Annotated in this window: 25 protein-coding genes and 1 pseudogene; 5 read left to right on the top strand and 21 right to left on the bottom strand. The window is 39.0% G+C overall.

Annotated features, from left to right (window positions below; translation table 11 throughout):
- Window positions 1-17 precede the first annotated feature (17 nt).
- Window positions 18-1,151, bottom strand: coding sequence for a radical SAM family heme chaperone HemW (gene hemW, locus FQ087_RS03760; protein ID WP_149579204.1), 1,134 nt, complete (start codon window positions 1,149-1,151; stop codon window positions 18-20).
- A gap of 592 nt (window positions 1,152-1,743) precedes the next feature.
- Here hemW and norA point away from each other — a divergent pair.
- The gene (gene norA, locus FQ087_RS03755; protein ID WP_149579203.1) at window positions 1,744-3,012 is read left to right on the top strand and encodes a multidrug efflux MFS transporter NorA; all 1,269 of its coding nucleotides are present in this window, start codon (window positions 1,744-1,746) and stop codon (window positions 3,010-3,012) included.
- A 230-nt stretch (window positions 3,013-3,242) separates the two neighbouring features.
- On the opposite strand, the gene FQ087_RS03750 is transcribed toward norA, so the two are convergent.
- Window positions 3,243-3,782, bottom strand: a complete 540-nt coding sequence (locus FQ087_RS03750) for a DJ-1/PfpI family protein (protein WP_149579202.1) — start codon at window positions 3,780-3,782, stop codon at window positions 3,243-3,245.
- Window positions 3,783-4,394: 612 nt separating this feature from the next.
- Here FQ087_RS03750 and FQ087_RS03745 point away from each other — a divergent pair.
- Window positions 4,395-4,622, top strand: coding sequence for a hypothetical protein (locus FQ087_RS03745; protein ID WP_149579201.1), 228 nt, complete (start codon window positions 4,395-4,397; stop codon window positions 4,620-4,622).
- 501 nt (window positions 4,623-5,123) lie between these two features.
- On the opposite strand, the gene FQ087_RS03740 is transcribed toward FQ087_RS03745, so the two are convergent.
- The 7 genes and pseudogenes from FQ087_RS03740 to FQ087_RS03710 all read right to left on the bottom strand — a co-directional run bounded on the left by FQ087_RS03740 (window position 5,124) and on the right by FQ087_RS03710 (window position 12,583).
- The gene (locus tag FQ087_RS03740) at window positions 5,124-5,897 is read right to left on the bottom strand and encodes an SDR family oxidoreductase (RefSeq protein ID WP_188006626.1); all 774 of its coding nucleotides are present in this window, start codon (window positions 5,895-5,897) and stop codon (window positions 5,124-5,126) included.
- A 1,371-nt stretch (window positions 5,898-7,268) separates the two neighbouring features.
- Window positions 7,269-7,898: a tyrosine-type recombinase/integrase gene (locus FQ087_RS22830; RefSeq protein ID WP_255452131.1), complete on the bottom strand. Its 630-nt coding sequence runs from the start codon at window positions 7,896-7,898 to the stop codon at window positions 7,269-7,271.
- A gap of 423 nt (window positions 7,899-8,321) precedes the next feature.
- Complete coding sequence (locus FQ087_RS03730) at window positions 8,322-9,305, bottom strand: polysaccharide deacetylase family protein (protein WP_149579199.1); 984 nt, start codon at window positions 9,303-9,305, stop codon at window positions 8,322-8,324.
- Window positions 9,306-9,547: 242 nt separating this feature from the next.
- A pseudogene (locus FQ087_RS22825) lies at window positions 9,548-9,679 on the bottom strand (hypothetical protein); the annotation flags it as partial.
- Between the two features lie 454 nt (window positions 9,680-10,133).
- Window positions 10,134-10,688 (bottom strand): M15 family metallopeptidase, encoded by a 555-nt coding sequence (locus FQ087_RS03725; RefSeq protein ID WP_370456059.1) that lies wholly within the window; start codon window positions 10,686-10,688, stop codon window positions 10,134-10,136.
- A 901-nt stretch (window positions 10,689-11,589) separates the two neighbouring features.
- Complete coding sequence (locus FQ087_RS03715; RefSeq protein ID WP_149579197.1) at window positions 11,590-11,835, bottom strand: hypothetical protein; 246 nt, start codon at window positions 11,833-11,835, stop codon at window positions 11,590-11,592.
- 16 nt (window positions 11,836-11,851) lie between these two features.
- On the bottom strand, window positions 11,852-12,583 hold the full coding sequence (locus FQ087_RS03710; protein WP_149579196.1) for a hypothetical protein: 732 nt from the start codon (window positions 12,581-12,583) through the stop codon (window positions 11,852-11,854).
- Between the two features lie 305 nt (window positions 12,584-12,888).
- Between FQ087_RS03710 and FQ087_RS03705 the strand changes: the two genes are divergently transcribed.
- Window positions 12,889-13,215 (top strand): tyrosine-type recombinase/integrase, encoded by a 327-nt coding sequence (locus FQ087_RS03705; protein ID WP_149579195.1) that lies wholly within the window; start codon window positions 12,889-12,891, stop codon window positions 13,213-13,215.
- An 83-nt stretch (window positions 13,216-13,298) separates the two neighbouring features.
- On the opposite strand, the gene lepA is transcribed toward FQ087_RS03705, so the two are convergent.
- The 3 genes from lepA to gpr form a co-directional block, all read right to left on the bottom strand.
- A complete protein-coding gene (gene lepA, locus FQ087_RS03700; protein ID WP_149579194.1) occupies window positions 13,299-15,122 on the bottom strand; it encodes a translation elongation factor 4 in 1,824 nt (607 codons plus the stop codon).
- A 666-nt stretch (window positions 15,123-15,788) separates the two neighbouring features.
- Entirely contained in the window at window positions 15,789-16,628 is an 840-nt protein-coding gene (gene spoIIP / locus FQ087_RS03695; protein ID WP_149579193.1) for a stage II sporulation protein P, read from the bottom strand.
- A gap of 43 nt (window positions 16,629-16,671) precedes the next feature.
- The gene (gene gpr, locus FQ087_RS03690) at window positions 16,672-17,715 is read right to left on the bottom strand and encodes a GPR endopeptidase (protein ID WP_149579192.1); all 1,044 of its coding nucleotides are present in this window, start codon (window positions 17,713-17,715) and stop codon (window positions 16,672-16,674) included.
- A gap of 308 nt (window positions 17,716-18,023) precedes the next feature.
- Between gpr and rpsT the strand changes: the two genes are divergently transcribed.
- Window positions 18,024-18,275, top strand: a complete 252-nt coding sequence (rpsT, locus tag FQ087_RS03685) for a 30S ribosomal protein S20 (protein ID WP_149579191.1) — start codon at window positions 18,024-18,026, stop codon at window positions 18,273-18,275.
- A gap of 44 nt (window positions 18,276-18,319) precedes the next feature.
- Here rpsT and holA read toward each other — a convergent pair whose 3' ends face one another.
- Window positions 18,320-19,336 (bottom strand): DNA polymerase III subunit delta, encoded by a 1,017-nt coding sequence (holA, locus tag FQ087_RS03680; protein ID WP_149579190.1) that lies wholly within the window; start codon window positions 19,334-19,336, stop codon window positions 18,320-18,322.
- Window positions 19,337-19,683: 347 nt separating this feature from the next.
- Between holA and FQ087_RS03675 the strand changes: the two genes are divergently transcribed.
- Window positions 19,684-19,818 (top strand): YqzM family protein, encoded by a 135-nt coding sequence (locus FQ087_RS03675; protein ID WP_149579189.1) that lies wholly within the window; start codon window positions 19,684-19,686, stop codon window positions 19,816-19,818.
- Window positions 19,819-19,872: 54 nt separating this feature from the next.
- Here the strand turns inward: FQ087_RS03675 and FQ087_RS03670 are convergent, their stop codons facing one another.
- The 8 genes from FQ087_RS03670 to yhbY all read right to left on the bottom strand — a co-directional run bounded on the left by FQ087_RS03670 (window position 19,873) and on the right by yhbY (window position 26,312).
- A complete protein-coding gene (locus tag FQ087_RS03670) occupies window positions 19,873-22,143 on the bottom strand; it encodes a DNA internalization-related competence protein ComEC/Rec2 (RefSeq protein WP_149579188.1) in 2,271 nt (756 codons plus the stop codon).
- A 17-nt stretch (window positions 22,144-22,160) separates the two neighbouring features.
- On the bottom strand, window positions 22,161-22,724 hold the full coding sequence (locus FQ087_RS03665) for a ComE operon protein 2 (protein ID WP_149579187.1): 564 nt from the start codon (window positions 22,722-22,724) through the stop codon (window positions 22,161-22,163).
- Between the two features lie 244 nt (window positions 22,725-22,968).
- The gene (locus FQ087_RS03660) at window positions 22,969-23,640 is read right to left on the bottom strand and encodes a helix-hairpin-helix domain-containing protein (protein WP_255452130.1); all 672 of its coding nucleotides are present in this window, start codon (window positions 23,638-23,640) and stop codon (window positions 22,969-22,971) included.
- Between the two features lie 154 nt (window positions 23,641-23,794).
- On the bottom strand, window positions 23,795-24,535 hold the full coding sequence (locus FQ087_RS03655; protein ID WP_149579186.1) for a class I SAM-dependent methyltransferase: 741 nt from the start codon (window positions 24,533-24,535) through the stop codon (window positions 23,795-23,797).
- The gene (gene rsfS, locus FQ087_RS03650; RefSeq protein ID WP_149579185.1) at window positions 24,532-24,879 is read right to left on the bottom strand and encodes a ribosome silencing factor; all 348 of its coding nucleotides are present in this window, start codon (window positions 24,877-24,879) and stop codon (window positions 24,532-24,534) included. Before rsfS ends, FQ087_RS03655 begins: the two co-directional genes overlap by 4 nt.
- 4 nt (window positions 24,880-24,883) lie before the next feature.
- Window positions 24,884-25,447 (bottom strand): bis(5'-nucleosyl)-tetraphosphatase (symmetrical) YqeK, encoded by a 564-nt coding sequence (gene yqeK, locus FQ087_RS03645; RefSeq protein ID WP_149579184.1) that lies wholly within the window; start codon window positions 25,445-25,447, stop codon window positions 24,884-24,886.
- On the bottom strand, window positions 25,437-26,006 hold the full coding sequence (locus FQ087_RS03640; RefSeq protein ID WP_149579183.1) for a nicotinate-nucleotide adenylyltransferase: 570 nt from the start codon (window positions 26,004-26,006) through the stop codon (window positions 25,437-25,439). Before FQ087_RS03640 ends, yqeK begins: the two co-directional genes overlap by 11 nt.
- Before the next feature lie 15 nt (window positions 26,007-26,021).
- Entirely contained in the window at window positions 26,022-26,312 is a 291-nt protein-coding gene (gene yhbY / locus FQ087_RS03635; protein ID WP_067208293.1) for a ribosome assembly RNA-binding protein YhbY, read from the bottom strand.
- Window position 26,313 lies beyond the last annotated feature (1 nt).

Below are 26,313 nucleotides of genomic sequence, written 5' to 3'. Positions count from 1 at the left end.
AACGAATTGACTCTGGATTATTTAAGAAATTGCTGGAATACATCGTTTCCTCGATAAACACCACGGTGCGTCAATTTGACAGCATCATCCAATCGCTCGACAAGTCCTTCTTTAATAAGCGATTGCAATGTTTCCCCGTAGACATCTTCAAGCGACTTTCCAAACTTTTCTTGGAACAGAGAGATAGATACGCCATTTGATTTACGAAGTCCAAGAAACATTTCTTCTTCCATCGCTTCGATTTCAGTAACTATATGCGTCTGCTGGACTGGTCTTTCGCCAACCGCCGTCTTCTCCATATATTTCGCAATCGGCCCAATATTCGAATACCGGGTGCCATTAACATATCCATGTGCACCTGCACCGACACCAGCGTATGTTGCATTTTCCCAATAGATGAGATTATGGATTGATTCATGACCAGGAGTTGCAAAATTACTAATTTCGTAACGCTTCCGTCCTTTACTTTCCATCTGCTCAATTAACATTGTAAACATTTCTGTTTCAATGTCTTCTCCTGGGAGCGGCAATTTGCCTTTATTCATTAAATTATAAAAGACTGTTTTCGGCTCAACAATAAGCGAGTACCCAGAGTAATGGGGAAGATCGAGGGCAAGCGCTTTATCCAGTGTATCTTGCCATTGCGCGATTGTTTGTCCCGGCAGCCCGTAAATTAGATCGATGCTGATGTTGTCGAATCCTGCCCTTCTAGCTTCACCAACGACACGTGCAGCGTCATCAGGACTGTGCGTTCTGCCTATTTTTGATAATAAATCCGCATCGAATGACTGAACACCGATACTTAATCTGTTCACGCCGCCATTTTTCAGGACGGTCAATTTGCCATAAGTCAGCTCGTCCGGATTTGCTTCCGTCGAAAACTCTTTCAAAGAACTGACATCCACGTATTCATGGATAATCTCAAGTAGCCGTTCAAGTTGTTTTTCAGACAGCGAAGTTGGTGTACCGCCTCCTAAGAAAACCGTTTCAACCTCTTTGAATGAAATACCTTCCTGCCGCATGATAGCCAGTTCCTGTCCCATTGATTCGATATATTCATCGACAGGTTGATTTTTGAAAAATACTTTATTGAAATCACAGTAATGACAAATTTGATGACAAAACGGAATGTGGATATACATACCCCTCATACCGTCACTTCCTTCCTTAACAGCAAAAAGAGGGCTCAACGCCCCCTTCTCCGTTTTTAATTAATTCTCGTCCATCTTCAAGAGAGCCCTAAATGCTTCTTGTCATTTGGACGTACTAAATTGTATCATACAGCATTATGAAGTATCGTACAAACGTTGAGTTCATAAGTGTTTATTATGTTCTTCATTAGCCAAATTTAAAGTAGGATATTTACAGGAATTAAGTTTTGTAAGCATTCCGGTATGGCTACCGGATGAAAAAAAGATCTATTAATGTAAGAACAGCCAACCGTTAAATCGAATCAATGGCTATTCTTTTCTAATTGAAATATAGTAAATTCCTCCTTAATGACGTATCATATATCTATATAGTTAAATGATTCCATTACATACAGCTTCAGTGCTTAAGTAATGCCGGTAAGGCGCCTACGCAAGTTTACATACTATATTTAGCAGCTATCAATTCGAGAAAATATGCATACATTGTTTCTTATCCTTGCCAGAAAATATTTTCTCTCATGTTTTAAGGTGTCACATGATACTTATATTAATAAACCAGGACATACTGAAAATGATGTAGCAATGCGGAGTTATGAACTTATCATTTATTGTATCAATTGTTCTTTGTGAATTTGAGAAAGCGAGTATCAACCTCACTAAAAAAGAACAAGCAACTTATTTTAGAGGAGTTTTGTTTATGAAAAATCAAAAAGTCACATTAGCCATCTTATTACTGAATTTATTTATCGCCTTTCTTGGTATCGGGCTTGTTATTCCCGTCCTACCTACAATTATGAATGAGCTTAGCATTAACGGTACGGTCGTTGGGTATATGATGGCGGCATTTGCAATTACACAACTTATCGTCTCACCATTTGCCGGGCGATGGGCTGACAAATACGGTCGTAAAATTATGATTGTGGTCGGCCTATTTGTATTCGGTTTCTCAGAGTTTTTGTTCGGATTTGGTAAATCAGTTGAAGTTTTATTTATCTCACGCATGCTCGGCGGGGTCAGTGCCGCATTCATTATGCCTGCTGTAACAGCATTTATCGCTGATATTACAACGAATGCCACAAGACCAAAGGCAATTGGCTATATGTCAGCCGCTATAAGCACAGGCTTTATTATCGGACCTGGGATCGGTGGATTTTTAGCTGAAATTGGCACACGAGTACCCTTTTATTCAGCGGGTGTACTCGGAGCGCTTGCTGCGATTCTTTCACTAATTCTATTAACAGAACCTGAACGCAAGACTGAAGATGCGCCTACCCCAGGACAAAAAACAGGGTTTCGTCGTCTTTTCATACCGATGTATGCCATTGCGTTTATATTAATTTTCGTGTTGTCATTTGGACTCGCAGCGTTTGAATCATTCTTTAGCTTATTCGTCGATCATAAATTCGGCTTCACGCCAAAAGATATCGCCATCGTCATAACAGGCAGCGGAATTGTCGGTGCTCTTGCACAAATTTTGCTTTTCGACCGGCTATCCAAAAGCATAGGAGAAATCAATCTTATTCGCTATAGCTTAGCCCTATCAGCTATTCTCGTATTATTGATGACCTTCGTGAGCTCATACTTTGCAATTTTACTGACAACATTCTTCCTTTTTGTTGGATTTGATTTGATTCGACCAGCCATTACATCGTATTTATCTAAAATTGCGGGCAATGAACAAGGTTTTATCGGCGGCATGAACTCAACCTTCACAAGTATTGGTAACATTTTTGGCCCAATCATCGGTGGTGTGTTGTTCGACATCGACTTAAACTACCCATACTATTTCGCCGCAATCGTATTAGCAATCGGTACGATTATTGCACTGTTTTGGAAGAAGCCGAAGCATGTAACACTGTAATATATAATCGACATTCGGAAAACAGGATAATTCAATCCCTCCAAATGGCAACGGACCGGTGAACTGTCCGGACTGCTTATGATTCGAGTGAGTGGGGGCTGGAGCTAGACACTGTTCCACGTTTGAAAACTTATACTTTCTTATCTTGTAAGAAATAAGCGCAAAAATGGCGACCACTCTTTTATAGAGATGGTCGCCTTTCATTTCCCTCAATCCGATAGTTTACTAAATTATTCTTGATACCATCTTTCGTCAAATTCAAGGTTTAACGCTTTCCCAAAACAAATTCCAAATCTAATAAATCCTCTACCTCTTGGTGTGATTATATTTCCATCTTGAACTACTATCTCTTCTGAAAATTTCTTTTTTTCAAATACACCCGACTTTTCCATATTTTCTTTCGTCATCCCGACAGTAAATTTTGTATCTCCTAAAACCCCTGCTTTTGCTAATAAATATGGAGAACTGGAAATGCTTGCAATCACGGTTTCTTTGGTAGTTACGCGTTGAATAAAAGCCGTTAATCTATCTTCGTCAATTAGCGACATAATATCCATGCACCCTGGTAATAAGAGGCTATCTATTTCTTCAAAGTTAATTTCATCAACAGTCGCGTCAGCTATACAAGATAACCCTGACTCACCTTTAATCGGTTGATTGTTTAAGCCGACTGTTATACTTGATTTCCCCCCTTGCATTAAAATGGATAATGCTACACTTAGCTCATACTCGCTGAATTGTGGATATAATAAAACAGCTGTTTTGTTCATAAATGTTCACTCCCTACCTATAAATTCCATTTAATCAAAATTGATATTCTGAGTAATGCCTAAAGCATAATTCCATTCCTCAACAATTCTACCCTCTTATTTTTAGTTGAACTTGACTTTACCATTTATACGATTATTCAAATTATTTATATTGAGTATGAAAAAACCTAAAAAGCAAAAGTTGATGCAGAAATTACAGGTATTGCGATTCTTCGTCCCGATGAAATAGAGGAAATTAAGTACCTTAGGGACACGAAAATGTTTAGAACGCTTATATCAGGCGAGTAAAAAATAAAAGTAGAAAATTAATTTTCAAAAGAAATCGCCTAACTATTAAATGGTTATACTTAAATTAGATAAGTTTTTATCAAACGCCACTCCTAACTTACAATAAAATAACACGATAAAGAGCACCTGGTAATCTCTATACTCCCCTTTTCTCTATAAGTCTGTACTTATCAGAGTGAATCCGAGCTATACAAATTTCTTGAGTTATGAGGGAGTGGCATTTGCCTAATTAAGCGGGTGGCTATTTTATTCTACATTTCTTATAGCTAATTAAAAGACTTTATCGTAGCATATAATTAATATCTAATAGTAGGAGGCGACAATTTGGGTAGTATACTTTCACTTATCACTTCATTATCGGTGTTTACAGTTTTTTACTTTATCGTACACACCATAATTGCCGTAGTGAAAAAGGACAAGGCGTTACGTAAAAAACGGTTGAAATATTTAGGAATTGCATTTGTAGTAATGTTCGTGTTTGTTAATCTGGCTGAGATGCCCGTTAAGCCGACAGATTTAGAAGAGAAAGAAAAAACGACTGAAGTTAAGTAGTAATAGCGAAAAACAGTCAGTAAAGGCATGATTGATGAAATATAATATTTCTCTAAAATGGCTATCTGGCGAACACTAAAAATGACCTTTCAACTCGGGTTCTCCCATTGTATCGCTCACTCTCTAAGTTACTGCTTAGAAAGTGTTTTTTTATTTTACGCTTTTCAAGTGTTTAGGTCTATGCATATTGACTTGGATAGAGTTACACTGCCGGTCGAACAAGCGCCGATAAATATATGCGGGGATTAAGGGCTTCTACGGTACAAAAGTTCTAACATTCAATGGCAGACACAACTAATCACGTCTATAATCAACACATAGAAAAACACCGCATTCAGCTTTTGAAAAAGAATCTCAAAAACGGCACTATATATATTAATTCCAATCCTGTAAACGTCTTTTGTGATAATCTACTGCCACCATACATATCCCTAGCAATTTGATATATTGAAATCAATTAGAGCGATAAGTTTCTAAAACCAGAGCCTTTTTTAGTTTAATTTATCTTTTAAATCCGCCTTCTGAATGAATAATCTGGCCTGTAATCCAATCCGCTTCTTCACTCACTAGAAATTTAATCATTTTTGCGACATCCTTCGGTTCTCCTACTCTCCCGAAAGGAAACATCGGTGTTAATTCATTTTTTATTTCCTCTGTCATCCACCCTGTATCTGTTGGACCTGGATTTATTGCATTTACCGTTATTCCTAAAGAAGCTACTTCAGCCGACAATGTGATAGTTAAAGCATCGACTGCTCCCTTTGTTGTTGCATAGGCTAATTCACCAGGCATTGGTCCTTGAAATTGGCCTGAAGTAATATTGACTATCCTCCCACCGGACTTTTTATCAAAGTTTTGAGCAAATTTACTACTTAATAGCGTCGTTGCACGAATATTTACCATGTAATGTTTATCTAATTCCTCAGCTGTTAAATTAGTAAAATCATTGTTAGTTGAATATGCTGCGTTATTTATCAAGATATCAGGAGAACCAAGTTGTTCAGAAACTCTATTTATCAGTTGTTCAGGAGCATCATATTGAGTTAAATCCAACTCCATGCATGATACCTCTACACCTTTTTTAATTAATTCTTCCTTTAATTTCATTGGCTCATCTAAATCAATGCTCCAAGGCATTTCTTTATCATATTCCGTCCAATAGGTAAAAAATATATGATGACCCGTTTCAGCTAACTCCTTACAAATAGCCGCTCCAATCCCTTTCAGGCGGCTTACCCCCGTAACAATAGCGATTTTCCCTTTTAATTGTCTCATTATAATATTCCTCCATTACAAAAGTAAAATTAAGTCTTAATTGTCAACTACCCCACTTGTTAATTGGAGATGAACAGAACATTATTCTTAATTCGTTCTTCTTTAGACGAATACCTCTTTAATTCGTCAAACGAAAAAAGCGACCTTGTATTTAAGGGTAATTTTACCCTTTTGATTTCTCCCGTTAGTTTATTTTGGTGTCTTTTCCAATATTTCTACCAATGCACCATTCAGTTTTGTAACAATAGTACTTCGCTTAGCCCCATATATCCCTTGTAGCTGTTGAATCAAAACATCTCTGTTAGTAGCAAACGCTTTCTCGATATTCAGTTGCGAATTAATAAGTACATATAGATATAAACCATCTATAGAGATATGTGATCCTCCATTTTCAGTGATTAGCCTATTCTGTACCTTTACAAAAATCTTTTCATTAATTTTAATTACTCCTCTCTTGTTCTCTCTTTAATAAGGTTCTATCTTTAAACTGGGTAATAAAGGTGTCGTGAAGAAACTCAAATGTAGGTTGATGTTGGAAAGCAGAGGAGCTAAATGAACCCATATTTGCATCACCACCATCAAAAATAGCCTTCATCCTTTAAGATGGTAAGAACAATACTTTGCGGTACTTTTTGTTCTATTTATTTTAATAAAATTTACGAAACAAAAAAGGATGAGCCATAAGCTCATCCTTTTCTACATTTCTTACACGAACTTTTATAACATTGATTACTTTTATCATATAAAAAAACTTTGCTGACTCAGGTAAAAATTCATTACACTTTGTACAATTCTTAAAGTATGCTTTATACCTTTTAGATTCTTCCTTACGTATTTTTAATTCATATTCTTTAACAGTATTCATACATATGGTGTTTAACCGTTTTGAAATGTTAGAGTTATCGATACCCATCTTTCCAGTTATCTCTCTTAAAGTATAGCCCTTCTGAATAAGCTCAAGAATTGTCATATTCTTTTCATTTAACCTACATCCAACGATTTATTTCAACCATATCATAACTGTCTCCTTATCCTACAATCCATTTATTCAAGTTGTGACATTGATTTATAATTTCATTTCATTCAACGGGCTGCATAACTTGGCTCTAATGAATTGCTACAACAGCAGAAGCTTATCCAAACATTCTCCTATCACTCATATATCTTCATAGAAGAATCTGTATCAATGTCTACTTTGCTTTAACTCACTGTTTCTATTTCAACCAAAAAACTTTACCAATTAAACGCCAATCGAATAGAACTTTATTATTTGTATCAACGACACTTATAGGTACTCTCCCAAGTCCTTCGCTACTTCTTCAACTTCTAATTCCTATAAACAAAAAGTACAGCTTTTCGCCGCCCTCTAGTTCATATATCCAAATTGTTTAACGGATTATGCTTATCATTTTGCTCTTTCAATTCATTCCCCCACATTGCTACGTAGCGCATGGTCACGTTGATATTCTTATGGCGCATCATCTTCTGTATTGCAAATGCAGACATACCGCTCATTGCAAGTCGATGACAAAACGTATGTCTAAAAGTATGTGGACTCACTCTCACATCCTTAAAATCCATGTGGTTCTGTAAGTTCTTAAACACCAACATAATGGAGTTGTCTGTAATGGGAGTGTTATCACGATTTAAGAATACATAATCATTCTCCACACCAAAGAAATTCTTACTGAACACCTTATACACAGAAAGTTCCTTAACAAGTTTTTCAGTCATAAAGACTGTTTCATATTGACGGTTTTTACCATGAATACTCATTGTTACATTTGGCATATCAATATCTGACCATTTGAGATTTATTGCCTCTTTCCGCCTGACTCCCGTGCCAAGTAAGAGCATTATTAACAAGTAACCACGGCAACTGAAGTAACTTTTCTCCTTACGTCTTAAACTCCGATAGTAAGCTAACATTTGATAAATCTGTTCATCCGTAAACACATCAATCTTCACATCTTCTTTTTGTAACTTCACTTTAAGAGCCATGTTTTCACTTACTATTTTTTCTTCGATAAGATAATTGTAGAACGCTCAGATTCTCATGATTTTTGTATTAATTGTACCTGGCTTATTCCCTCTCTCCTGACAATCAACTAGGTAACTGCGTACATGACTTTGTGTTACCTCTTCAATGTTAAAAGACACCAATTTCAAGCAATGGTCTATAAACAGCCCTAACGTCTTCTCATAGTTTCCAATATTCGTCTGCGTTGTTTTCTTAACCTTTCTGTTTGCTAAAAAGTCTTGATATGCAAATTTTAAAAGCCTTGGTTTCTTCCGATAAGAGAGACAGCTCGCCTTGAACCAGCGCAATGTTCTTTTCAAAACTAACACACTCGTTACCATATAAATCATTTTGTTAAGATATAAAAAAACTCTTCTTAAAAACAAGAAGAGGAACACTATTAGTTAACACTTAATAAGATTGTCCACTGTTACAAATTCATATCCTTCTTTACGTAACTGGTCAATAATTTGAGGCAGTGCCTCTACAGTACCATCTAATCTACGGTCTAATGGTTGAAAATTATGCTGTAACACGATTCCACCTGGTGATTTATCTCTGTGCACAATTGCTAAAATATCTTTAGCTGAGTTACCACTAAAATCTTTAGTATCCACTGACCACAGAACTGACTTGTAACCACGCTCTTGTAAAACTCTAAGATCTGCTGCTGTATAGTCGCCATAGGGAGGTCTAAATAAATCTGTTTTCACCCCTGTTACTGTCTCAATTTCTTTGGTAGTAGATTTCACTTGTTGAATGACGTCTGCAGTAGTTAATTTGGAAAGTTCAGGATGATTCCATGTATGATTTGCAATTGTGTGTCCGTCACTCACTATGCGCTTTGCAAAATCCGGAAAATATTTAACCTGTTGGCCTAAAACAAAGAAAGTTGCCTGCACTCCCTTTTCGCTGAGAATGTCTAATATTTTCGCAGTATATATGTTATCCGGGCCATCATCAAATGTTAGTGCTATCTTCTTTTCAGTTGTATTACCAGAATGATAAACCACAGGCTTTTCATCAGCCGGTGTATTAGTTTGAATAAACATTCTGTTCTTACTTACATCATACGTTACTTTCATGCCCATTTTCTGAGCTGTAGTTACTAATGGAATATAAGTTCCTGATCCGAGGGAAGTGATAGTTGCAGCAATCTTGTCGCGTTTCCACTTGCGCGATTTCCTAATATAATAATCCATGTAATTCTTTTCTGACGGAAAGGACACGATGTTATGTCTTTCTATATCCACAGATTGATACTTGGTATTCCAATCTACCGATGCGCCTGTATGCTTAAAAAATAAGACAGGAATCATTACGTGTCCATTTTGCATAAGATAGCTTGTTTTTATGGGTTGATTATCCACCCAAATATATGAGTTCATAATCAAATAAACCTCCTTTATTATTACAACTAGTATATTTTATGATTTTTCTAGCATATTTGGTTGTACTAAAAGGCTCCATGCAGTAAAAACGAAAAAAACCCCAAACCAATGAAGGAACGAAAGGTCTTTTATAAAAACTCATTATTAATTTATTTCGATTACCGAAAGTTAGCAAAAAGTTAGTATTTCATGAATAACCTTCTCACAAACCCTTACATATCAAGGGTGGTAAGAAGTTATTACATCATGCCGCCCATATCAGGCATTCCGCCAGCCATACCAGCTGGTTCAGGAATATCCGCAACTACTGCTTCAGTAGTCAAGAAAGTTGCTGCAACAGATGCTGCGTATTGCAGAGCTGAACGTGTAACAGCGCCGTTTATTCACGATTAATTAGATATGTACCACTTCTCGATATTTCTTTATACTTCCTGTTATAAACCAATTGTAGCTTCTTGTGAAGTGAGTTTACTTGTCGATTGAAGAAGGAGGCATGTGGTCAATGGAAATATTCATGAAATGGGGAATATGTTATTAAGACATAACTTTAGCCTCTAGTAAAGCTGAGTTTATTTCATGTGATAATCCATAGCTGTGTTTATAATCCCAAAACCTTCCCATGATTGTATCCAATTCTCCTTCACCATACTGTTTTTCAATCACGTTTTTATCATAAAACAACCGTTTCTTAGTGAATGGTCTATATAGACTTTTGACCAAAAATAGACGACTCAAAATTCACATTTTTGAATTTTAAAGTCGTCTATATTTGGTATGGCTATTAAGATTCTTTAAAAACCGAACGTTTTTCAGTGCCCTCTGTTATTAGCTGGGTATTTGGGGACGTTTTCCTTCTTGCAGATTGTTAATGGTTAAGCCAAAATCCATCTGAAGATGAGGATAATCTTTAAATTCGCGCCAGTCTCCTCCCCATTGAAAGCCCAGCTCCTTTGCAATTTCTGCAGCCTCAAACCAGTCTGATTGACCATTTCCGTTCCCATCATATTCAATATCCCAGATCACATTACCATTCTCAAGCTGAAGAGCAAAATCGACTGCAAGGCCAAAGTTGTGATAGGATTCGCCTCCCTCCGAATGAGTAACTACTTTTCCGGGAGTTCTTCTGCCCTTATCATAAATTTCATCTTGCTCCTCAAACGAACGGTAATCATCTGTGATCAGGATTTTAATCTCTTTTTCTGCTGTTTTTTCTTTTAAAACCCCCACTTTCTCAGCTACAATGGGGTGCAGTTCAGTTGGTAGAGTCTCTACATTTAATTCGTATTTAACCTGGTCCAATGATCCAGGATTTCCCTTTATGAATAAGAAAGATTGATAGGCGACAAATGCAAAGAGGGATAACAGCAATAATTTCAGTATTTTCTTCACAAGTTGTTATCCACTCCTTCTTTATGATTTTCGACAAAGTCTTTGTTTAATTTAACATGAAAAAGACAAAAATCGCACGAATTTAGTCTTCAAAAAGGCAAAATATCAAAGTGAAACGTGCCAAGGTCTCTGACTCCAGCACGGTTTTATCCTTCTTACCTTTAATGAAGGATAAAATGTAGCTTTCTGCCGCAGGTAAGGCAAAAGCCCTCTCGATTTACTAACATTATGGAGCTCAATCCCTTCAACCATTTGCTTTCGACCCTCTACCTAACTGTCTACGCTTAAAGGCTACTGTTACCATTAGCCCTCCTAGACTCGCTACGAGTGAATGGCTAGTTCTTTCTCGACGGAAATCCCACCCGCTATATGATACAACCTAGGCTCGGCCGCACAAGCACCCGTTAGTTAAACTATTTACAATGCTGTATCAGAACTCACTTTTGAATTTCTACTACCGAAACTCCTTTTGTTGTTACTTGAAAGGTTATTGTTATAGGTCCTTGAGGTGGATTAAAAGGACCTGTATACGTGTCATATTTTACTTTCACAGTAAAATAATAGTGAAAAGGATTTAAAAATACTTCCTTCGGACAGCATTCGAATGATTACCGAATACTTAACAGAAGGCCATCTCCTTGCTATCCCAATTCACTTTGGGTTGCATACAGAGTTGCGTGTGAGTAAAGTGTTCGAATTGATGTGGAAACCATATTGATTTAGATAGAAGCACGTTGAACGTGGAAAAGGCGCTGATTAGAGTGCATGGTGAATGAGTGTTACGTAACAACCAAAACAGCATCGTTAGAGCGGCAAATACAATTAGGTAATTCGATTGTGAACATATAAAAAAAGCGGCTACTCCATTTAAGGATAGGCCGCCTTAGATTTCTTATTCTTTATTACTAAAAACATTACTTGAGTGCTGAATGGTTAAAATCATATCTTTCACATTGATCGAAATCACACAATCCCAAGTTGGTTTAATTTGCATCTCATTGTGCTCATCAATCCAAATCATTCCAGTTAGTTCTAGTGCGCCTTCCAAAATGACCATTCGTTTCATTATAGTATCAGTGACCGCCATTAGATCATCTTGTAAATGTATTTCCCAATCAAAAAATGATAATTTCTTCATATTCTCATCCTTTCTTCTACTTATCAATAATATTACCTGACTTGTCAAGAGAGGCTTTTCGTGCTGGATTTCCTATCTTCCAAGCTTTTTTATTACCATTATACCCTATATGACCACTGATATCTTTTGTGATTACCCATTTTCCACTTGTAAATGTGCCACTACTTTTTTCCGCAGGAGTATTTCCATTTTTATCTTTAAATTTACTTAGATCTACCTTCATATCTGAGGATTTCACACTTTTCGGAATCTCTTCTGCAGCTTTTTTTGCAGTTTTTTCACTAAAATAAGCGGATATTTTATTATAGAGGTATGACCCGCCTTTAATTGCTAGTCCCCCAACAATGACCGCACCTGTCGCAGTAATTGCTATTTGTCCAATTCCCGGGATAAGATAAACGCCTGCTGCAGCTGCTATTGCACGCACTTGTATTCTCTCTCCATTAGAGTTTCCATATGCATCATAAGTTGTATAAAGTGTATCTGGATGGTTTGGATCCAGGTACTCCTCAGGTATGTAAATAATTTCATCTTCTGAATAGTAATTAGGGTCTAAAAGTTCTTGTGGTATATCTCTGGGAATATAGAATTCCAAATCGGATTTCCAAGAGTCGTCGAAAATCTTCTGTCCAATCACGTGGTCTTCATTGCTTTCATAATCATCATTAAAAGCATAAGCTGATGTCGTTATTGAAAACATCATCATTAAAATTAAAGAAACTGATATTGGTTTTATAAATTTGTTCATTTTACCTCTCCTTTTTCTATTACAATATTTTCCTCTAATTCTATTATAATCTATTTAATAAATTATTCAACAATAATTTTTACCTGATATTCACCTTCTATAGCATAATAAAAAATCGCCCTACCCACAATCAAACTGTGGATGGGCGCTCTTACTTTGGTCTTACTTATTTTTTACGCTGATCAACAATCACTTTAAAAGCAAGCGCATCATCAAGAGATAACTTACTAGATTTAAAGTCCGTTAGTCATTTGTCAGCGTGAGAAGGCTTCATCAATATATTAAAAAAACACCGTATTTGAGTTATGAAGAACAAACTCAAATACGGCGCTCACTATTCTGAATCAGATCATGTATGCGTGAAAGAATGTGGAAGCATCGTCACACCGTCAGTTATTAAATATAATACACGAAAAATGCAAGAGAAATTTGGAATTGAATTTAACTTTCACTCCCTACGCCACACCCATGCCACGATGCTAATGGAGAACGGCGCAAAGGTGAAAGATATCCAGGCACGTTTAGGTCACAGTAGGTCTGCTATCACGATTGATACCTACTCTCATTTAACTCAGAAGATGCAAAATGAGTCAGTAGATATTTTCGAACAAGCCAAGCGTGATGTAGAGTAATCTTGCCCCCGAACTTTCCCTTACGGGGGCAAATCACTATATTATCAAGTTTACCGTAACCTTAAATGCGATACCTAAAATATTTAATCCTCGTCCATCCTCAAAACAGCCATGAATGCTTCTTGAGGTACTTCAACAGATCCTACTTGTTTCATTCGTTTTTTACCTTCTTTTTGTTTATCAAGAAGTTTACGTTTACGGGAGATATCTCCTCCGTAACATTTAGCTAATACGTTTTTACCCATCGATTTGATAGTAGAACGTGCGACGATTTTTTGTCCGATTGCCGCCTGTACTGGCACTTCAAACTGCTGTCTCGGGATTAGCTTACGTAATTTTTCAACGATTGCTTTTCCACGATCATACGAGAAGTCTCTGTGCACGATGAAGCTGAATGCATCGACTTGTTCGCCGTTTAAGAGGATGTCCATTTTAACGAGTTTCGATTGTTTATAGCCAATCAGTTCATAGTCAAGTGACGCATACCCTTTTGTACCTGACTTCAATTGATCGAAGAAGTCATAGACGATTTCTGCAAGTGGCAATTCATAAATGATATTGACACGTGTAGAATCCATATAATCCATTGTCATGAAGTTACCGCGTTTCTTCTGGCACAATTCCATAACAGAACCGACATATTCATTCGGAACCATAATAGATGCTTTTACATATGGTTCTTCAACATAATCGACTTTTTGTCCATCAGGCATCATCGCCGGGTTGTCCACTTTCATCTCAGAACCGTCTGTTAGGACTACATTGTATACAACACTCGGTGCTGTTGTGATCAATTCGACATTGAATTCACGTTCAATCCGTTCCTGGATAATTTCCATATGCAATAGTCCTAGGAATCCACAACGATAACCGAAACCAAGGGCTTGTGATGTCTCGGCTTCAAATTCAAGTGCCGAGTCATTCAATTCTAATTTTTCAAGTGCATCACGTAGTTCATTGTATTTCGATGTATCGATTGGATAAAGTCCGCAGAATACCATTGGATTCAAGCGGCGATAACCAGCCAGCGCTTCGCTTGCTGGATTTATTACACTTGTAATCGTATCCCCAACACGTGTATCTCCAACGTTTTTAATCGATGCAGATAAATAGCCTACGTCTCCTACAGTCAATTCATCTCGAGGAGATATTTTAGGTGTAAAGACACCTAATTCAAGGACTTCAAAATCTTTACCAGTTGCCATCATATGAATCTTATCGCCCGGCCTAACCGTACCTTGCATAACTCGGATATTAACAATAACCCCTTTGTACGGGTCATAATGCGAGTCAAAAATTAGCGCTTGCAGCGGAGCTTCTGGATCTCCTTGTGGAGCAGGAACCTTCTCAACAATCTGTTCTAAAATATCTACGATTCCGATACCCGCTTTTGCAGATGCAAGGACCGCTTCAGAAGCGTCAAGTCCGATAACATCTTCAATTTCTTTCCTCACACGTTCTGGGTCTGCTGCAGGTAAATCAATTTTATTGATAACAGGTAATATTTCAAGCTCATTATCAAGTGCCAAATAGACATTCGCTAGCGTTTGCGCTTCGATTCCCTGCGCTGCATCAACAACAAGTATTGCACCTTCACAAGCAGCAAGACTTCGCGACACTTCATATGTAAAATCGACGTGTCCTGGCGTATCAATTAGGTGGAATGTGTATTCCTGCCCGTCTTTTGCCGAATACGTCAACTGTACTGCGTTCAATTTAATCGTGATTCCACGTTCTCTCTCAAGATCCATCGAATCCAACGTTTGTGACTTCATTTCTCTTGATGTTAATGTTTGGGTCTGTTCAAGAATACGATCCGCCAATGTTGATTTCCCGTGATCAATGTGGGCGATAATAGAAAAATTTCGTATGTTTTTTTGACGTGCCGCTCTCTCTTCATGATTCATATGAGTTCACTCCTATTTTAGCTAAATAAATTATAGCAGATATCCGTCCATCTTGTTATATATTTGTGCAAAAACCTTTGCACAACAACCTTTATATTGATTCATGCTGAATTGTATAACTAATGGCAATATAGGTATTCATATTCTTGCCAATTTGAAATAGCCCACTCTAATCGAGCGGACTACTTACAATTTGTTATTCCCATTTTTCATAAACACTATGCGTCTTGGTATTTGTTGCTGCAGTATTATGCTGAAATCCACTTAAGTAAAACTCACTCATGATGATTCTGAAGATAAATCCCTAATACGGCTCGATTTGTAGACTAATAAATTTAGAGTTACACAAGCTGATAATATGTGCAACTCCGTCATTTAAAAGCACTGTCGGCGTGAAAGATTCAATTTTCCCACATTTATTTGTGATCGAAAAACAAACTCCAAATGACTCTAAACACATACACGTCCTCGTTAGCAGTAGCTGGTAGTTTCCCCCATCAGAACGCGTGGATAATGTCGCTCACAAGGGAGAGAGAACTTCTACAGATACGCTTTTCAGATTACTAAGGGGTTAAGACGACAAAAATCTTCAAAGTTCGGTTCTATATGGTTTGAAATATAATTTTATTTATATATGAACTATTGAAGTGAATAGCACATCCATCACTATTCAACAAGGTTGGAGTTTTCAATGACAGTTGCAGCCGCCTTCGCTAGCACGGTAACTGTACGATTTAGTTGATCCTCAGAGTTTCCTATCCCCCCAAGCTCTACGACAAGAAGTGATGGATCTAGATCTTGATTGTACTTCCCATCAACGCTAGGTCCGTGCTTCATGACCAAGTCTCGTGTGATTCCAGGTACAAGTAGTTCCATTTCCTTTTTCAGCAGCAACGCCTTTGCACGATTACGCTCAAAATTCGGATGTTCCATGCCAATAACAAATGCCACTTTCGCATATTGGTCTTCATCGTACGCAATTGTTGTTATATTCGGGCCAACTGAATCCCTATGAAGATCGATTATCAAATCATACTTTTTTTCTTGCATCTGTTTTTCTACATGTGGTCGAATCGAATTATAGGCACCGGTATGGGGTACTTCTACAACTAACATATCCGTTTCAATTCCATTGAATTGGAGTTGAGTCTTTAATTTCTCACCAAACTTCGTTATGTTTTCAGTGTTGTGTGAAACAGTGACTTTACCTTCTTTAGCTTGTGTCACAGGTTTAAAGGCTTCGTGAAAATGAGTGAAATAGAGTAACGCTTTCCCTTCAGTCACTGATGTTGACTCTATCTCAATCTCTGGCTCTGGCTCTGGCTCCGGCTCTAGCTCTGGCACTGTTTCCTCTTCCATTATGTTGGAGGCGTATACCATGTAAGTAGAATCTTTCACAAGATTAGAAGATTTCGGCGACTGTCCCTTCGGAAATGATGTGATAAACATCGGAAACAGGAAGAGAAATAAGATAAGTGTGCCCCATATTTGCAGTGTCTTTTTCAAATGGCATCCCTCCGTGCTCCAACTATATGCGTTGGAGCACGAGTCAATGACTGTTTTTTATAGTTGAAATCCAATCCGTCAATGAACCTGCAAGTGTTTCCGCATAAAGAGATACCCAAGCATCAATCTCTTTCGGAGAAACGAACGTACGAAGATCATGGTTCGTCAACACCTCTTCAAACAGTTGGATGCGGTCTTCATGCGGCCATGTTGCCCAATCACCAAAGATCGGCAGCAAGTTAGCCCGGTCAGCATCTTTGTTTTCAGTGCGCAGCCAGGGGGTGACGGAAAGTCGCGATGAAGGACTGTCCTTCTCCTCTATTTTTGAAGCAATATAACCAAACATTGAATTGATGGCGTCCGCAATAAGAACAGGACCGTCAACGACCGTTGGTATTCCGATTGCGATTACAGGGATTCCAAGTGTTTCTTTTGATATTTCCTTACGGCTATTGCCAACGCCAGAGCCTGGATGGATACCAGTATCCGTCAACTGAATTGTCCGGCATAACCTTGAGCTATCCCTTGCAGCAAGGGCATCAACGACAATCAGCAAATCAGGTTTTATTTCAGTGACCAAGGCATTTACAAAGTCAGCTGTTTCCAATCCAGTCTGAATCGTTACACCTGGTGCATAGACGAATACTTCGCTTCCATCTTCGGAATAATAGTTAGGCACAATATTTTTCAACCAATCCATTGTCAATGGGCCAACTGCATCGGGCGTGATGTCGCGATTACCAAGACCTATTAAAAGAATTTTCCCTGTTTTAAGCGTCGTGAAATCCACAAGTATCTCATCCAGTTTCTCAATCAGTATCCGCGACATATCTGCTAGCCCTTCACGATCATCTGCCGTAAGTGCCGGGACCGTCAGTGTGATATAGGTTCCTTGTTTCTTCCCAATCTTCTTCTCACCTTGCGCGTCCACTTTTACCGAAGTCACGATGACCCGACCTAACCTATTTTCACCAAATGAGACACCATCCGATTCTTTTAACCTGTTTTTATCATTTTCCGTCCGGTGACGGACCATTTCTTCACTCTCATCCAGTAGATCCGTTCGATATAAATCATACTTCTCCATATAATCACCTCGTATTCAAGTTTGTGCGATGTGACAAGGAAATATTCTTTTTTCTTTTATTATTTGTCTAGTCTCCAGCAGTCAGACGCACAATGTCCCGGCTTATGCCTGTCTCAAACCACATGATGCTATCAAATTAGACTACCTTCCTATCGAGTCGAACTAAAACTGTGTTAATTTATAAGACTGCTTACGCATTTGTTCTTGCAATCTGGCGCTTGGTTTGATAAAATAATGCTTGTTGTGAAAGAGATATCCGAAACTTCGTGGAAACACTCTTGCCTTACCTGAAATTGGAGGTGAATGAAATGCCAAACATTAAATCTGCAATCAAACGCGTAAAACAAAGCGCTGCTGCTAACGTACAAAACTCGACTGCAAAGCACGCGATGCGTACTGCTGTACGTAAAGCTGAAACTGCTATCGACGCTAAAGACGAGAACGCTACTGGCCTTCTAAAAGATGCGATCAAAAAAATGGATACAGCTGCACGCAAAGGCCTTATCCACAAAAATACTGCATCACGTCAAAAAGCACGTCTTACTAAAAAAGCACTTTAATTTTCCATCTAAAAAAGGCCGCCCGATTTTCGGACGGCCTTTTTTTATTTCCTTAAAGGCTCCATAAAGAACAACTCTAAGATTCGTTCCCTTTTCCCACTTGATGATTTCAATTTATAGTCAATACCCGCAAGTTTATTCAAGATTAACAGTAAACGCTCCGAGCTGGGCAAACTTCTATTCTCCATCATTAATTTCACGCGGTATGGATGAACACTTAAGGTTTTCGCAATTTGATGTTGTTGATATCCTTTTTTCTGAAGTAAACCCACATGCACCATAAGCCTTACCTGACTAGCAATGAGTGATGTCAACATTATCGGTTCTTCACCGTTACGTAATAAGTCATGGTAGATTGCGACCGTCTTCGATACTTTTCCAGATACATACGCATCAGTTAAGCGGAAGACATCCATTTCTGGTGTACGAGGTACAAGCGACTCAATAATGTCAGCTGTGATGTCTCCTTCACCGTTCAAATATGTAGCCATCTTACCAATTTCAGATGACAATGTCAGCAAATCCGCCCCCGCCATTTTCACTAAAAACTCTGCGTCAGCTGGTCCAATTCGTGATCCATTTGCCCCCGCTTCCTGCTGAATCCACGTGAAAAGATCTTTCCCTTCCAGTCGTTTTGATTCAATAACAGTCGCATGTTCTTTTATTATTTTAGTAATCCGTTTTCGTGCATCCAGTTTTTCATAAGGTGCTATAAATACAACCGTTGCGGTCGGTGACGGATTTGCCAGCCATGCTTCCAATAGCTCCAAATTATGTGTCACTTTTTCTCGGGTTTTATCTGACGCTTTTAAAAATGATGCGTTTCCAGCAATGATCAATTTACGGTCTTCGAGGAATGGTAGTGTATCTGCCTCTTCAATGACCGCCTCTACAGGTGTTTCGTCTAAGTCAAACCGAATAACTGATGCAGCATCAATGTCAGGTAATGCTTTTTTCAGCCGAGTAATTGTGGAGTCGAATAGATGCTGTTCGAGACCAGTCAATAAGTAGACCGGATCGATTTCCCCTGCGGCTATTTTCTTCCATATTGCAGTCGCCACATTATTCACCTCTTCCAAATCGATTACGCCTCGGCGTAATTGCGTACAAATTTTATGATAACCGCCGGAGGCTTAACTTGAAACAGCAGGAAATTTGAAACCCCACTGATGTATACGCATTTTATCATTCATCACACCACTTTTAAAAGGGGGCTTCTGTATCTGATGTTTAACTTTCAGTACAAAAAATTGCTGAATCAAGTTAAACACATTCCAATTATACAGTATAGCAAAATGACTGTATGGACAAATTGTGTCAGTTACAGCCGAACAAGTTAAAAAAATTGATTGTTATGGATTTTTACTATGGAATCATCTATACTATAATGGAATCAGGAGGTGTAGCAATGAATGAGTTTGAACACGATGTACAGTCCAAACGCAATGATTTAATCGATTCAGGAATCGGCTTTATAGTCGCTTTCGTAGCATTCTCAGCTATTTTTGTTATTGCTACAATAATCGACGTAGTCGCTAGCTAATATGTTTTCAAAAAACGGACAACTCATCCTATCCAGGGTGTTGTGTCCGTTTTTTCATTTTTTCATGCTTGAAATTTCAACTATATCTTTTTTGACAGTTACAGTAATCGATCCAAATTCGGCCGTAGACATCGTTGGTAACCCTTTTTTCTCAAACGTTTCAACGACCTCTGGATGAGGATGTCCATATCTGCTGTTCCTGCCCGCTGAAAAGATGGTTAACTTTGGACGAAGCGCAACGACGAACGGCTCAGTACTCGATGTCCTGCTGCCATGGTGTCCTGCTTTCAAAATAACAGGATCAAAATCAGAATGCCCATAGTCGCGAAGAAATTGGGCTTCTCCCTCTTGTTCCAAATCTCCTGTAAATAAAAACGAAGGCCCCGATGTTGTCATGAATAAGATAAGTGAACTTGCATTCCCGTCATATCTCCCTTCTTTAGGAGCCACATAATGAAATGTCGAATTTCCTTCTATCCATGATATCCCTTCTTTCATCGACAAAATCGGTATGCGTTTGTCCTCTACAATCCGTATTATCTCTCTCATCGATACTTCCAATTCACTTCCTGGTGAAATATGAATTTCTGCAACTTCCAGCTCTTCTAAAACCTCATCTGCTCCTTCCATATGATCTGCATCAGCGTGAGAGATTATTAGTTTGTCAATTGTGGTGATACCACGGCCTTTCAAATAAGGAACGACGATTTTCCTGCCGACTTCAAACTGCTTTGTTGGAGTTTTCCAAGTCGGTTCCCCAAATGTAACTAGCCCACCTGTATCAATCACATAAACTGCTTTTCGATAAGGCAGTTCAATGACGATACTGTCCCCTTGTCCGACATCTAGAAACGTAACTTTTAACGTGCTGTCCATATACGGTATAATATGGATAATTAGCGCTGGCATGATTACAAATGACAACGACTTGAGAACATTATCCCCTTCTTCACAGCGGATAAAAAACAGAAGGACCCCTGCTACTGCAATAAAAGCCCATAGCGCATCAGGTTGCCCTGGCGTCCATAGTTGATAGGGTAATGATGAAATCCAACTTGTCACGTCTCCTACGACTCCCCTGAAAGGCTCATATACCATGATTAAGAGGCCAGCCACCTTCGGTAACACCGAAGTCATAAAAAGCAAAACAATATTTGCAGGCAAAATGATAATTGAATAGAGAGGTACATAAACAAGATTAACAACAAATGATGAAATGGACAGTTCATGAAAATGGAACAGCAAGACTGGATACAATGAAAGTTGGCTAATAGATGTTACGAGAAATGATACACCAATAGCAGTCTTTGCCTTGGCTAAAATACCAGAGGAATAAATGAGCGAACAAGCTGCCAAATAAGATAACTGAAAACCTGGTTGAAATAGAACAAACGGTTGATATAGAATAAAACAAATCGCACTTATCGCCAACGCGTCATCAAGTCTCACCCTTAGCCTTCCTGATGACGCGAGAAGGACAAGTATAGTCACCGTAACCGCACGCCAGACTGAAGGCGCCCCTCCCGCTATAACGGCATACAGAGGCAGCAGTGCCATAAGAAGTGTATCGGTTGTTTCTTTTCTTATAGTTACTCTTAGTAGCAATTCCCGTAACATGAATGTCAGCAGTCCGACATGCAATCCAGAAATCGCAAAGAGATGCGTGATACCCAGTGTGCGGTAATTTGCAGCTAATTCTTCATCCATGTTACTTCGATCACCGATCAGCAAAGCTTCTGCCTCCACTATCAATGTCTCAGGGAATGTGGCTCCGATATGATTTTTCACTTTCCGTCTCTGCTCGGATAACCGAGTACGAATTCCCGTTTTGTTAGCTGTTTTAATAATCGTATCTGCTTCAAATATTGCTGACGCCCCATACATTCTCATATATTTCTTCATGTCAAAAGAAAAGTCATGTGAGGGAATATCGGGTTCTCGAAATTCACCAGACACCGTAAATGTCACGGAAGGAATATTTATCTCAAGAAGGCGTGCCTTTTCTTGTTCACTGCTGATTGTATAGATGGCGTAAACTGTTTCATCAGAAGAGGTTTTTGCAAAACCTTTCATCTTGGCGCCATCAATTTTCACATTATCGACCCAAGTGAGAGTAAGTGTAGCATCGCCGGTTTCTACAAGGACGGGAATCGTCGCTGAAATATAGAAAAAAGAAAAGATAGCGGCCGTGACCGCGAGGATAGGTGTGAGGATATCTTCTTTTCTGTTCAAGAAGATAGGGAGAAGAAACAAATTACAGAGAAGTAGATAAGCCGAACCGTATGCAGCAAAAGCTGATACGGCGACCGGGATTGCTACATACATGAAACGTATACGAGAAATTATTTTTCGAATAAGCTATCCACCCTTTGTTTGTAAGGGGCTAGTTCTTCATTTCCAGCGCCAAGTGCCTGCATTTTTAGAAGCATTTCATTAAAAAGATCCAACTTACTTTCACTGGAAAAATCGGCTTTCTTTTCATCGAACGGAGTATGCTGAACGCTAACACCTGATTGAGCAAACAATTTTAGCGCATAATCATCATTTTTATAATCTGTTGCGTAAATGACTTGCTTAATGCCTGCCTGAATAATTGCTTTAGAACACTGCAAACATGGGAAGTGCGTGACATATAACGTTGATCCGGCTACAGGAATTCCATACTTCGAACATTGCAGCAATGCATTCATTTCCGCATGGATAGTCCTTACGCAGTGATTTCCAACGACATAACAACCATGATCGATACAATGATCCCCTCCTGAAATGGATCCGTTATAGCCTCCTGCGATGATCCGGTTATCCCTGACAATTGACGCACCGACAGAAAGCCTTGTACATGTACTTCGTACTGCTAATAGATGACACTGGGCCATGAAAAACTGATCCCACGTTATTCTCTCCATTTGAATGCCTCCAATAGTTATTTCTTGTAGTATATATTTCTACTATACCGGTTGAGTGAATGATTCCACTGAATGCCGCTTTGACACTAAGGGGTTGCCTCTCAGCCTAAAGCCAGGCTGTCTTCGCTTGCCAGTCTTATGGTTTCGGCGCTAACCCGGTCTCCAGTTACTAGACACTGTTAGGCGCCTACGCTGAGTTCACATGCCATATACAATACTTCAGTCATTATCAAATGTAAATCCATCAATTCACTGTAATCTGAGATTCTAGTTTTTCGAATGTTTTCTGACCAATTCCGGATACTTCCATCAATGATTCTGGTGATTTAAAATTACCATGGTCCGTTCGGTATTGGACAATTGCTGCAGCTTTTGACGGCCCTACTCCGGGGATAGTCATCAACTCATTTTCATCAGCGGTATTTATATTAACTTTTCCGTCATCTTGCGGCGCATTTGTCCCACTTATCGGGGTGATGGAAATGTCTAGAGGTTCTTCCCCTTCGACCGGTACATAAACGACAAATTCATCTGCCAGTTTCATAGCATGGTTCAGCATTCTGGAATCTGCGTTTGGCAAATAGCCGCCTGCTGCATTGATAGCATCAATCAGGCGATCTCCATCTTGCATCGAATAGACACCGGGGTGCCTAACAGCCCCTTTCACATCGACAACGATTGGAGTTGGGGCAATTTGAGTGTTATTTACAACTTCTTCTTCTATTTTTTCTTCTATCAATTCAGGGAATGGGTTTTGTTCGCTCATGACAAACTCATTGTTGTCAGCCTGTCCTTTGGGGAAGAACAGAAAAGCGGATAACACAGCGATTGCTGCAATGGGGGTGATAATCTTACGCCATTTACCGGATACAAACGAAGGAAACAGTACAGTCACCCTTTCTTCGGCGGCATCCATATGGAGTTCACTCTACTATAGATGAATGGCCACATAAAATCAAATATCCCTTGGCGTATTTACACTAAGATCAAGTAATGAAAGTATGCGGCATCCGCCGGAGGGTTAACTTCATTCGCTGGTGATTAAATCCCCAATGAATGAAGTTATAGGGTTATTTTCGTACTTGGAAAAATATTCGTTCACTTTCTTCGTGTGGCGCCTCATCTTCCCAATCTGCAAAAATCCGTTCAATTGAAAAACCTGTGTCCATAAGCATATCTGCATAATCACTTACTGGAAACGTTCGTTGCGTATGAACCTCATCAAAACGCCTATACAAACCACTTTCTACCTTAACGAAAAAGGCTAGTTCAGAATAAACGGAGTGAAGTTCTTCGCCTTCTTCCGTTATCCATATGTATGATATTCGAGCATTATCAAACGTAAAAGGACCTTCCATGAAAATGACATCCGTTTTAAAAGTTGAATGGACATCAAAGATCAATTTTCCACCAACCGCAAGGGCCGAATGGATTTGACGAAATGTAGACAGCACATCTTCACGATTCGGTAAATAGTTTAACGAATCAATGGCAATTACCGCAACATCATAGTCCGCAAACCCTTCAAGCTGTTGCATAGGTTGTTCGATAAATTGCACAGGCAAAGAAAGCGACTGTGCACGCTCTTCTGCCACCACTAACATGTCGGCAGAAAGATCGATTCCAGTCACTTGTGCTCCTTGCTTAGCAAGTTTCATGGATAAAATGCCCGTTCCACATCCGATATCTAGCACACGTTTACCGTCAATTCCCCCTGCCGCTACATCAATAATATCGATGTAGGCGTCATAGGGAATGTCGGTCATTAGTTCATCGTAGACAGAAGCGAATTCGGAATAAGCTTGGTTCATCTTTCTTCAGCCATGTCCAACATTGGTGCGTCTCCCCACAGCTTTTCAAGGTTGTAGTAGCCACGTTCGTCTTTATGGAATACATGAACGACAACATCGCCAAGATCGACGAGTACCCATCTTGCCATATCCATTCCTTCAATTCTTCTTGTGTTAAATCCAGCTTCTGAAGCTTTGTCTGATACTTCTTTGGCAATTGCTTGAACTTGGCGTCCAGAATTAGCGTGACAGATAATGAATTGGTCCGCAATTAGCGATACCCCTTCCATATTCAATACTACGATGTCCTCGCCTTTTTTTTCGTCAATCGCTTTATAAGCTGTTTCTAGTAATGTAGTAGTCATAATTTCACTGTTCCCTTCTTAATAACTGATTGTAACAGTCTATCGAGTCCGGAAAAACCGGTACTCTTTTAGTTATAAGAAACTGCACTGACTGATAAATGCAAGCTTCCATTGCTGTGTTAAGGTTTTCTGCAGCTTTTTCTCTTAAATCATCCACCCCTGGAAAGCTGCGTCCAGGTTCAATCATATCTGAAATATAAATCAGTTTTTCCAGTTGAGACATATTTGCCCGACCGGTTGTATGATAACGGATTGCATTCAGGATATCCGCGTCACTAATTCCAAATTCATCACACGCAATAATTGCGCCAACTGGAGCATGCCACAACTCATGATGAAATGAATAGAGTCGTGAATCTTCGTTTGCTATGCTTAGAACTTGATGCAGTTCAGTCTTATCCATGAATTTTGCAATATCATGAAATAGTGCCGCTTGCTCAGCTTTAAACACTGAAAGCTGATGTATCGTAGCTAATTTTTTTGCCGTTTCCGTTACCCGTAAAACGTGGTCATAACGCTCTTTCGGCATACGTTTAGCGATTTCAATTTTCAGCTGTTCAACTTCCATACAAACCCTCCTGGCGGATAAAAGCTTCCACTAAAGGCGGGATAAGCAATTGGACGGTGCCATTCTCAGAAAAGCGTTGTCGAATCACTGTTGAAGACAACTCAATCTGTGGGATGTTAACCATGAGAATTGGAAAATCCGTTGTTCCGACAGTTCCAGGACGTCCAACACCCACAAAATTGACAAGCGTGACGAGCTCTTCAATCCGATACCAATCGGGTAACATATCAATCATATCACCGCCGATGATAAAGTAAAATTCTATCTCCGGTTCACTCTCTGCCAATTTCTTCATCGTATCATAAGTATAGGAAACACCGCCACGTTCCACTTCAAAAGCGGATACGATCAATCCATTAATATCCTTTACCGCAAGTTCTACCATCTGCAATCTCTGTTCAGCAGTCGCATCTCCAGGTGCAGTTTTATGAGGTGGAACCGCCGTGGGCATTAACCTAACTTCATCAAGGCAGAGAGATTGCTTCACTTCATTTGCAACAATCAAATGACCGATATGAGGCGGATTGAAAGTACCGCCAAGAATGCCAACCTTTTTCATATGATGCTTACCTCCTTATGGAAGTTCGATCCGTTTTTTCTCAACTGATTCTTTATATAACACAATGATCTTGCCAATAACTTGAACGACTTCAATACCTACTTGTTCTTCAAGTTTCGCTGCAATTTCATTTTTGTCTTGGTCACAGTTTTGTAGAATTGTTACTTTGATTAATTCTTTTGCTTCAAGCGCTTCTTCAATCTGCGTGATGACCGATTCTGTCAAACCGCTTTTACCAATATGGACAAGTGGTTGTAGACGATTCGATTCGCCGCGAAGAAAGCTTTTTTGTTTATTAGTTAACATA

The organism is Sporosarcina sp. ANT_H38 (assembly GCF_008369195.1).
Lineage (GTDB): Bacteria > Bacillota > Bacilli > Bacillales_A > Planococcaceae > Sporosarcina.
The sequence above is the reverse complement of the archived record's forward strand: the minus strand, read 5'-3'. Positions and strand labels throughout refer to the sequence as shown.

Bases quoted from the DNA above. Each gene is read 5' to 3' on its own strand.
- hemW (WP_149579204.1), bottom strand. From the start codon at position 1,151: ATGAGGGGTATGTATATCCACATTCCGTTTTGTCATCAAATTTGTCAT.
- norA (WP_149579203.1), top strand. From the start codon at position 1,744: ATGAACTTATCATTTATTGTATCAATTGTTCTTTGTGAATTTGAGAAA.
- FQ087_RS03750 (WP_149579202.1), bottom strand. From the start codon at position 3,782: ATGAACAAAACAGCTGTTTTATTATATCCACAATTCAGCGAGTATGAG.
- FQ087_RS03740 (WP_188006626.1), bottom strand. From the start codon at position 5,897: ATGAGACAATTAAAAGGGAAAATCGCTATTGTTACGGGGGTAAGCCGC.
- FQ087_RS22830 (WP_255452131.1), bottom strand. From the start codon at position 7,898: ATGGCTCTTAAAGTGAAGTTACAAAAAGAAGATGTGAAGATTGATGTG.
- FQ087_RS03730 (WP_149579199.1), bottom strand. From the start codon at position 9,305: ATGAACTCATATATTTGGGTGGATAATCAACCCATAAAAACAAGCTAT.
- FQ087_RS03715 (WP_149579197.1), bottom strand. From the start codon at position 11,835: ATGAAGAAATTATCATTTTTTGATTGGGAAATACATTTACAAGATGAT.
- FQ087_RS03710 (WP_149579196.1), bottom strand. From the start codon at position 12,583: ATGAACAAATTTATAAAACCAATATCAGTTTCTTTAATTTTAATGATG.
- FQ087_RS03705 (WP_149579195.1), top strand. From the start codon at position 12,889: ATGAAGAACAAACTCAAATACGGCGCTCACTATTCTGAATCAGATCAT.
- lepA (WP_149579194.1), bottom strand. From the start codon at position 15,122: ATGAATCATGAAGAGAGAGCGGCACGTCAAAAAAACATACGAAATTTT.
- gpr (WP_149579192.1), bottom strand. From the start codon at position 17,715: ATGGAGAAGTATGATTTATATCGAACGGATCTACTGGATGAGAGTGAA.
- rpsT (WP_149579191.1), top strand. From the start codon at position 18,024: ATGCCAAACATTAAATCTGCAATCAAACGCGTAAAACAAAGCGCTGCT.
- FQ087_RS03675 (WP_149579189.1), top strand. From the start codon at position 19,684: ATGAATGAGTTTGAACACGATGTACAGTCCAAACGCAATGATTTAATC.
- FQ087_RS03670 (WP_149579188.1), bottom strand. From the start codon at position 22,143: ATGTATGTAGCAATCCCGGTCGCCGTATCAGCTTTTGCTGCATACGGT.
- FQ087_RS03665 (WP_149579187.1), bottom strand. From the start codon at position 22,724: ATGGAGAGAATAACGTGGGATCAGTTTTTCATGGCCCAGTGTCATCTA.
- FQ087_RS03660 (WP_255452130.1), bottom strand. From the start codon at position 23,640: ATGGATGCCGCCGAAGAAAGGGTGACTGTACTGTTTCCTTCGTTTGTA.
- FQ087_RS03655 (WP_149579186.1), bottom strand. From the start codon at position 24,535: ATGAACCAAGCTTATTCCGAATTCGCTTCTGTCTACGATGAACTAATG.
- rsfS (WP_149579185.1), bottom strand. From the start codon at position 24,879: ATGACTACTACATTACTAGAAACAGCTTATAAAGCGATTGACGAAAAA.
- yqeK (WP_149579184.1), bottom strand. From the start codon at position 25,447: ATGGAAGTTGAACAGCTGAAAATTGAAATCGCTAAACGTATGCCGAAA.
- FQ087_RS03640 (WP_149579183.1), bottom strand. From the start codon at position 26,006: ATGAAAAAGGTTGGCATTCTTGGCGGTACTTTCAATCCGCCTCATATC.
- yhbY (WP_067208293.1), bottom strand. From the start codon at position 26,312: ATGTTAACTAATAAACAAAAAAGCTTTCTTCGCGGCGAATCGAATCGT.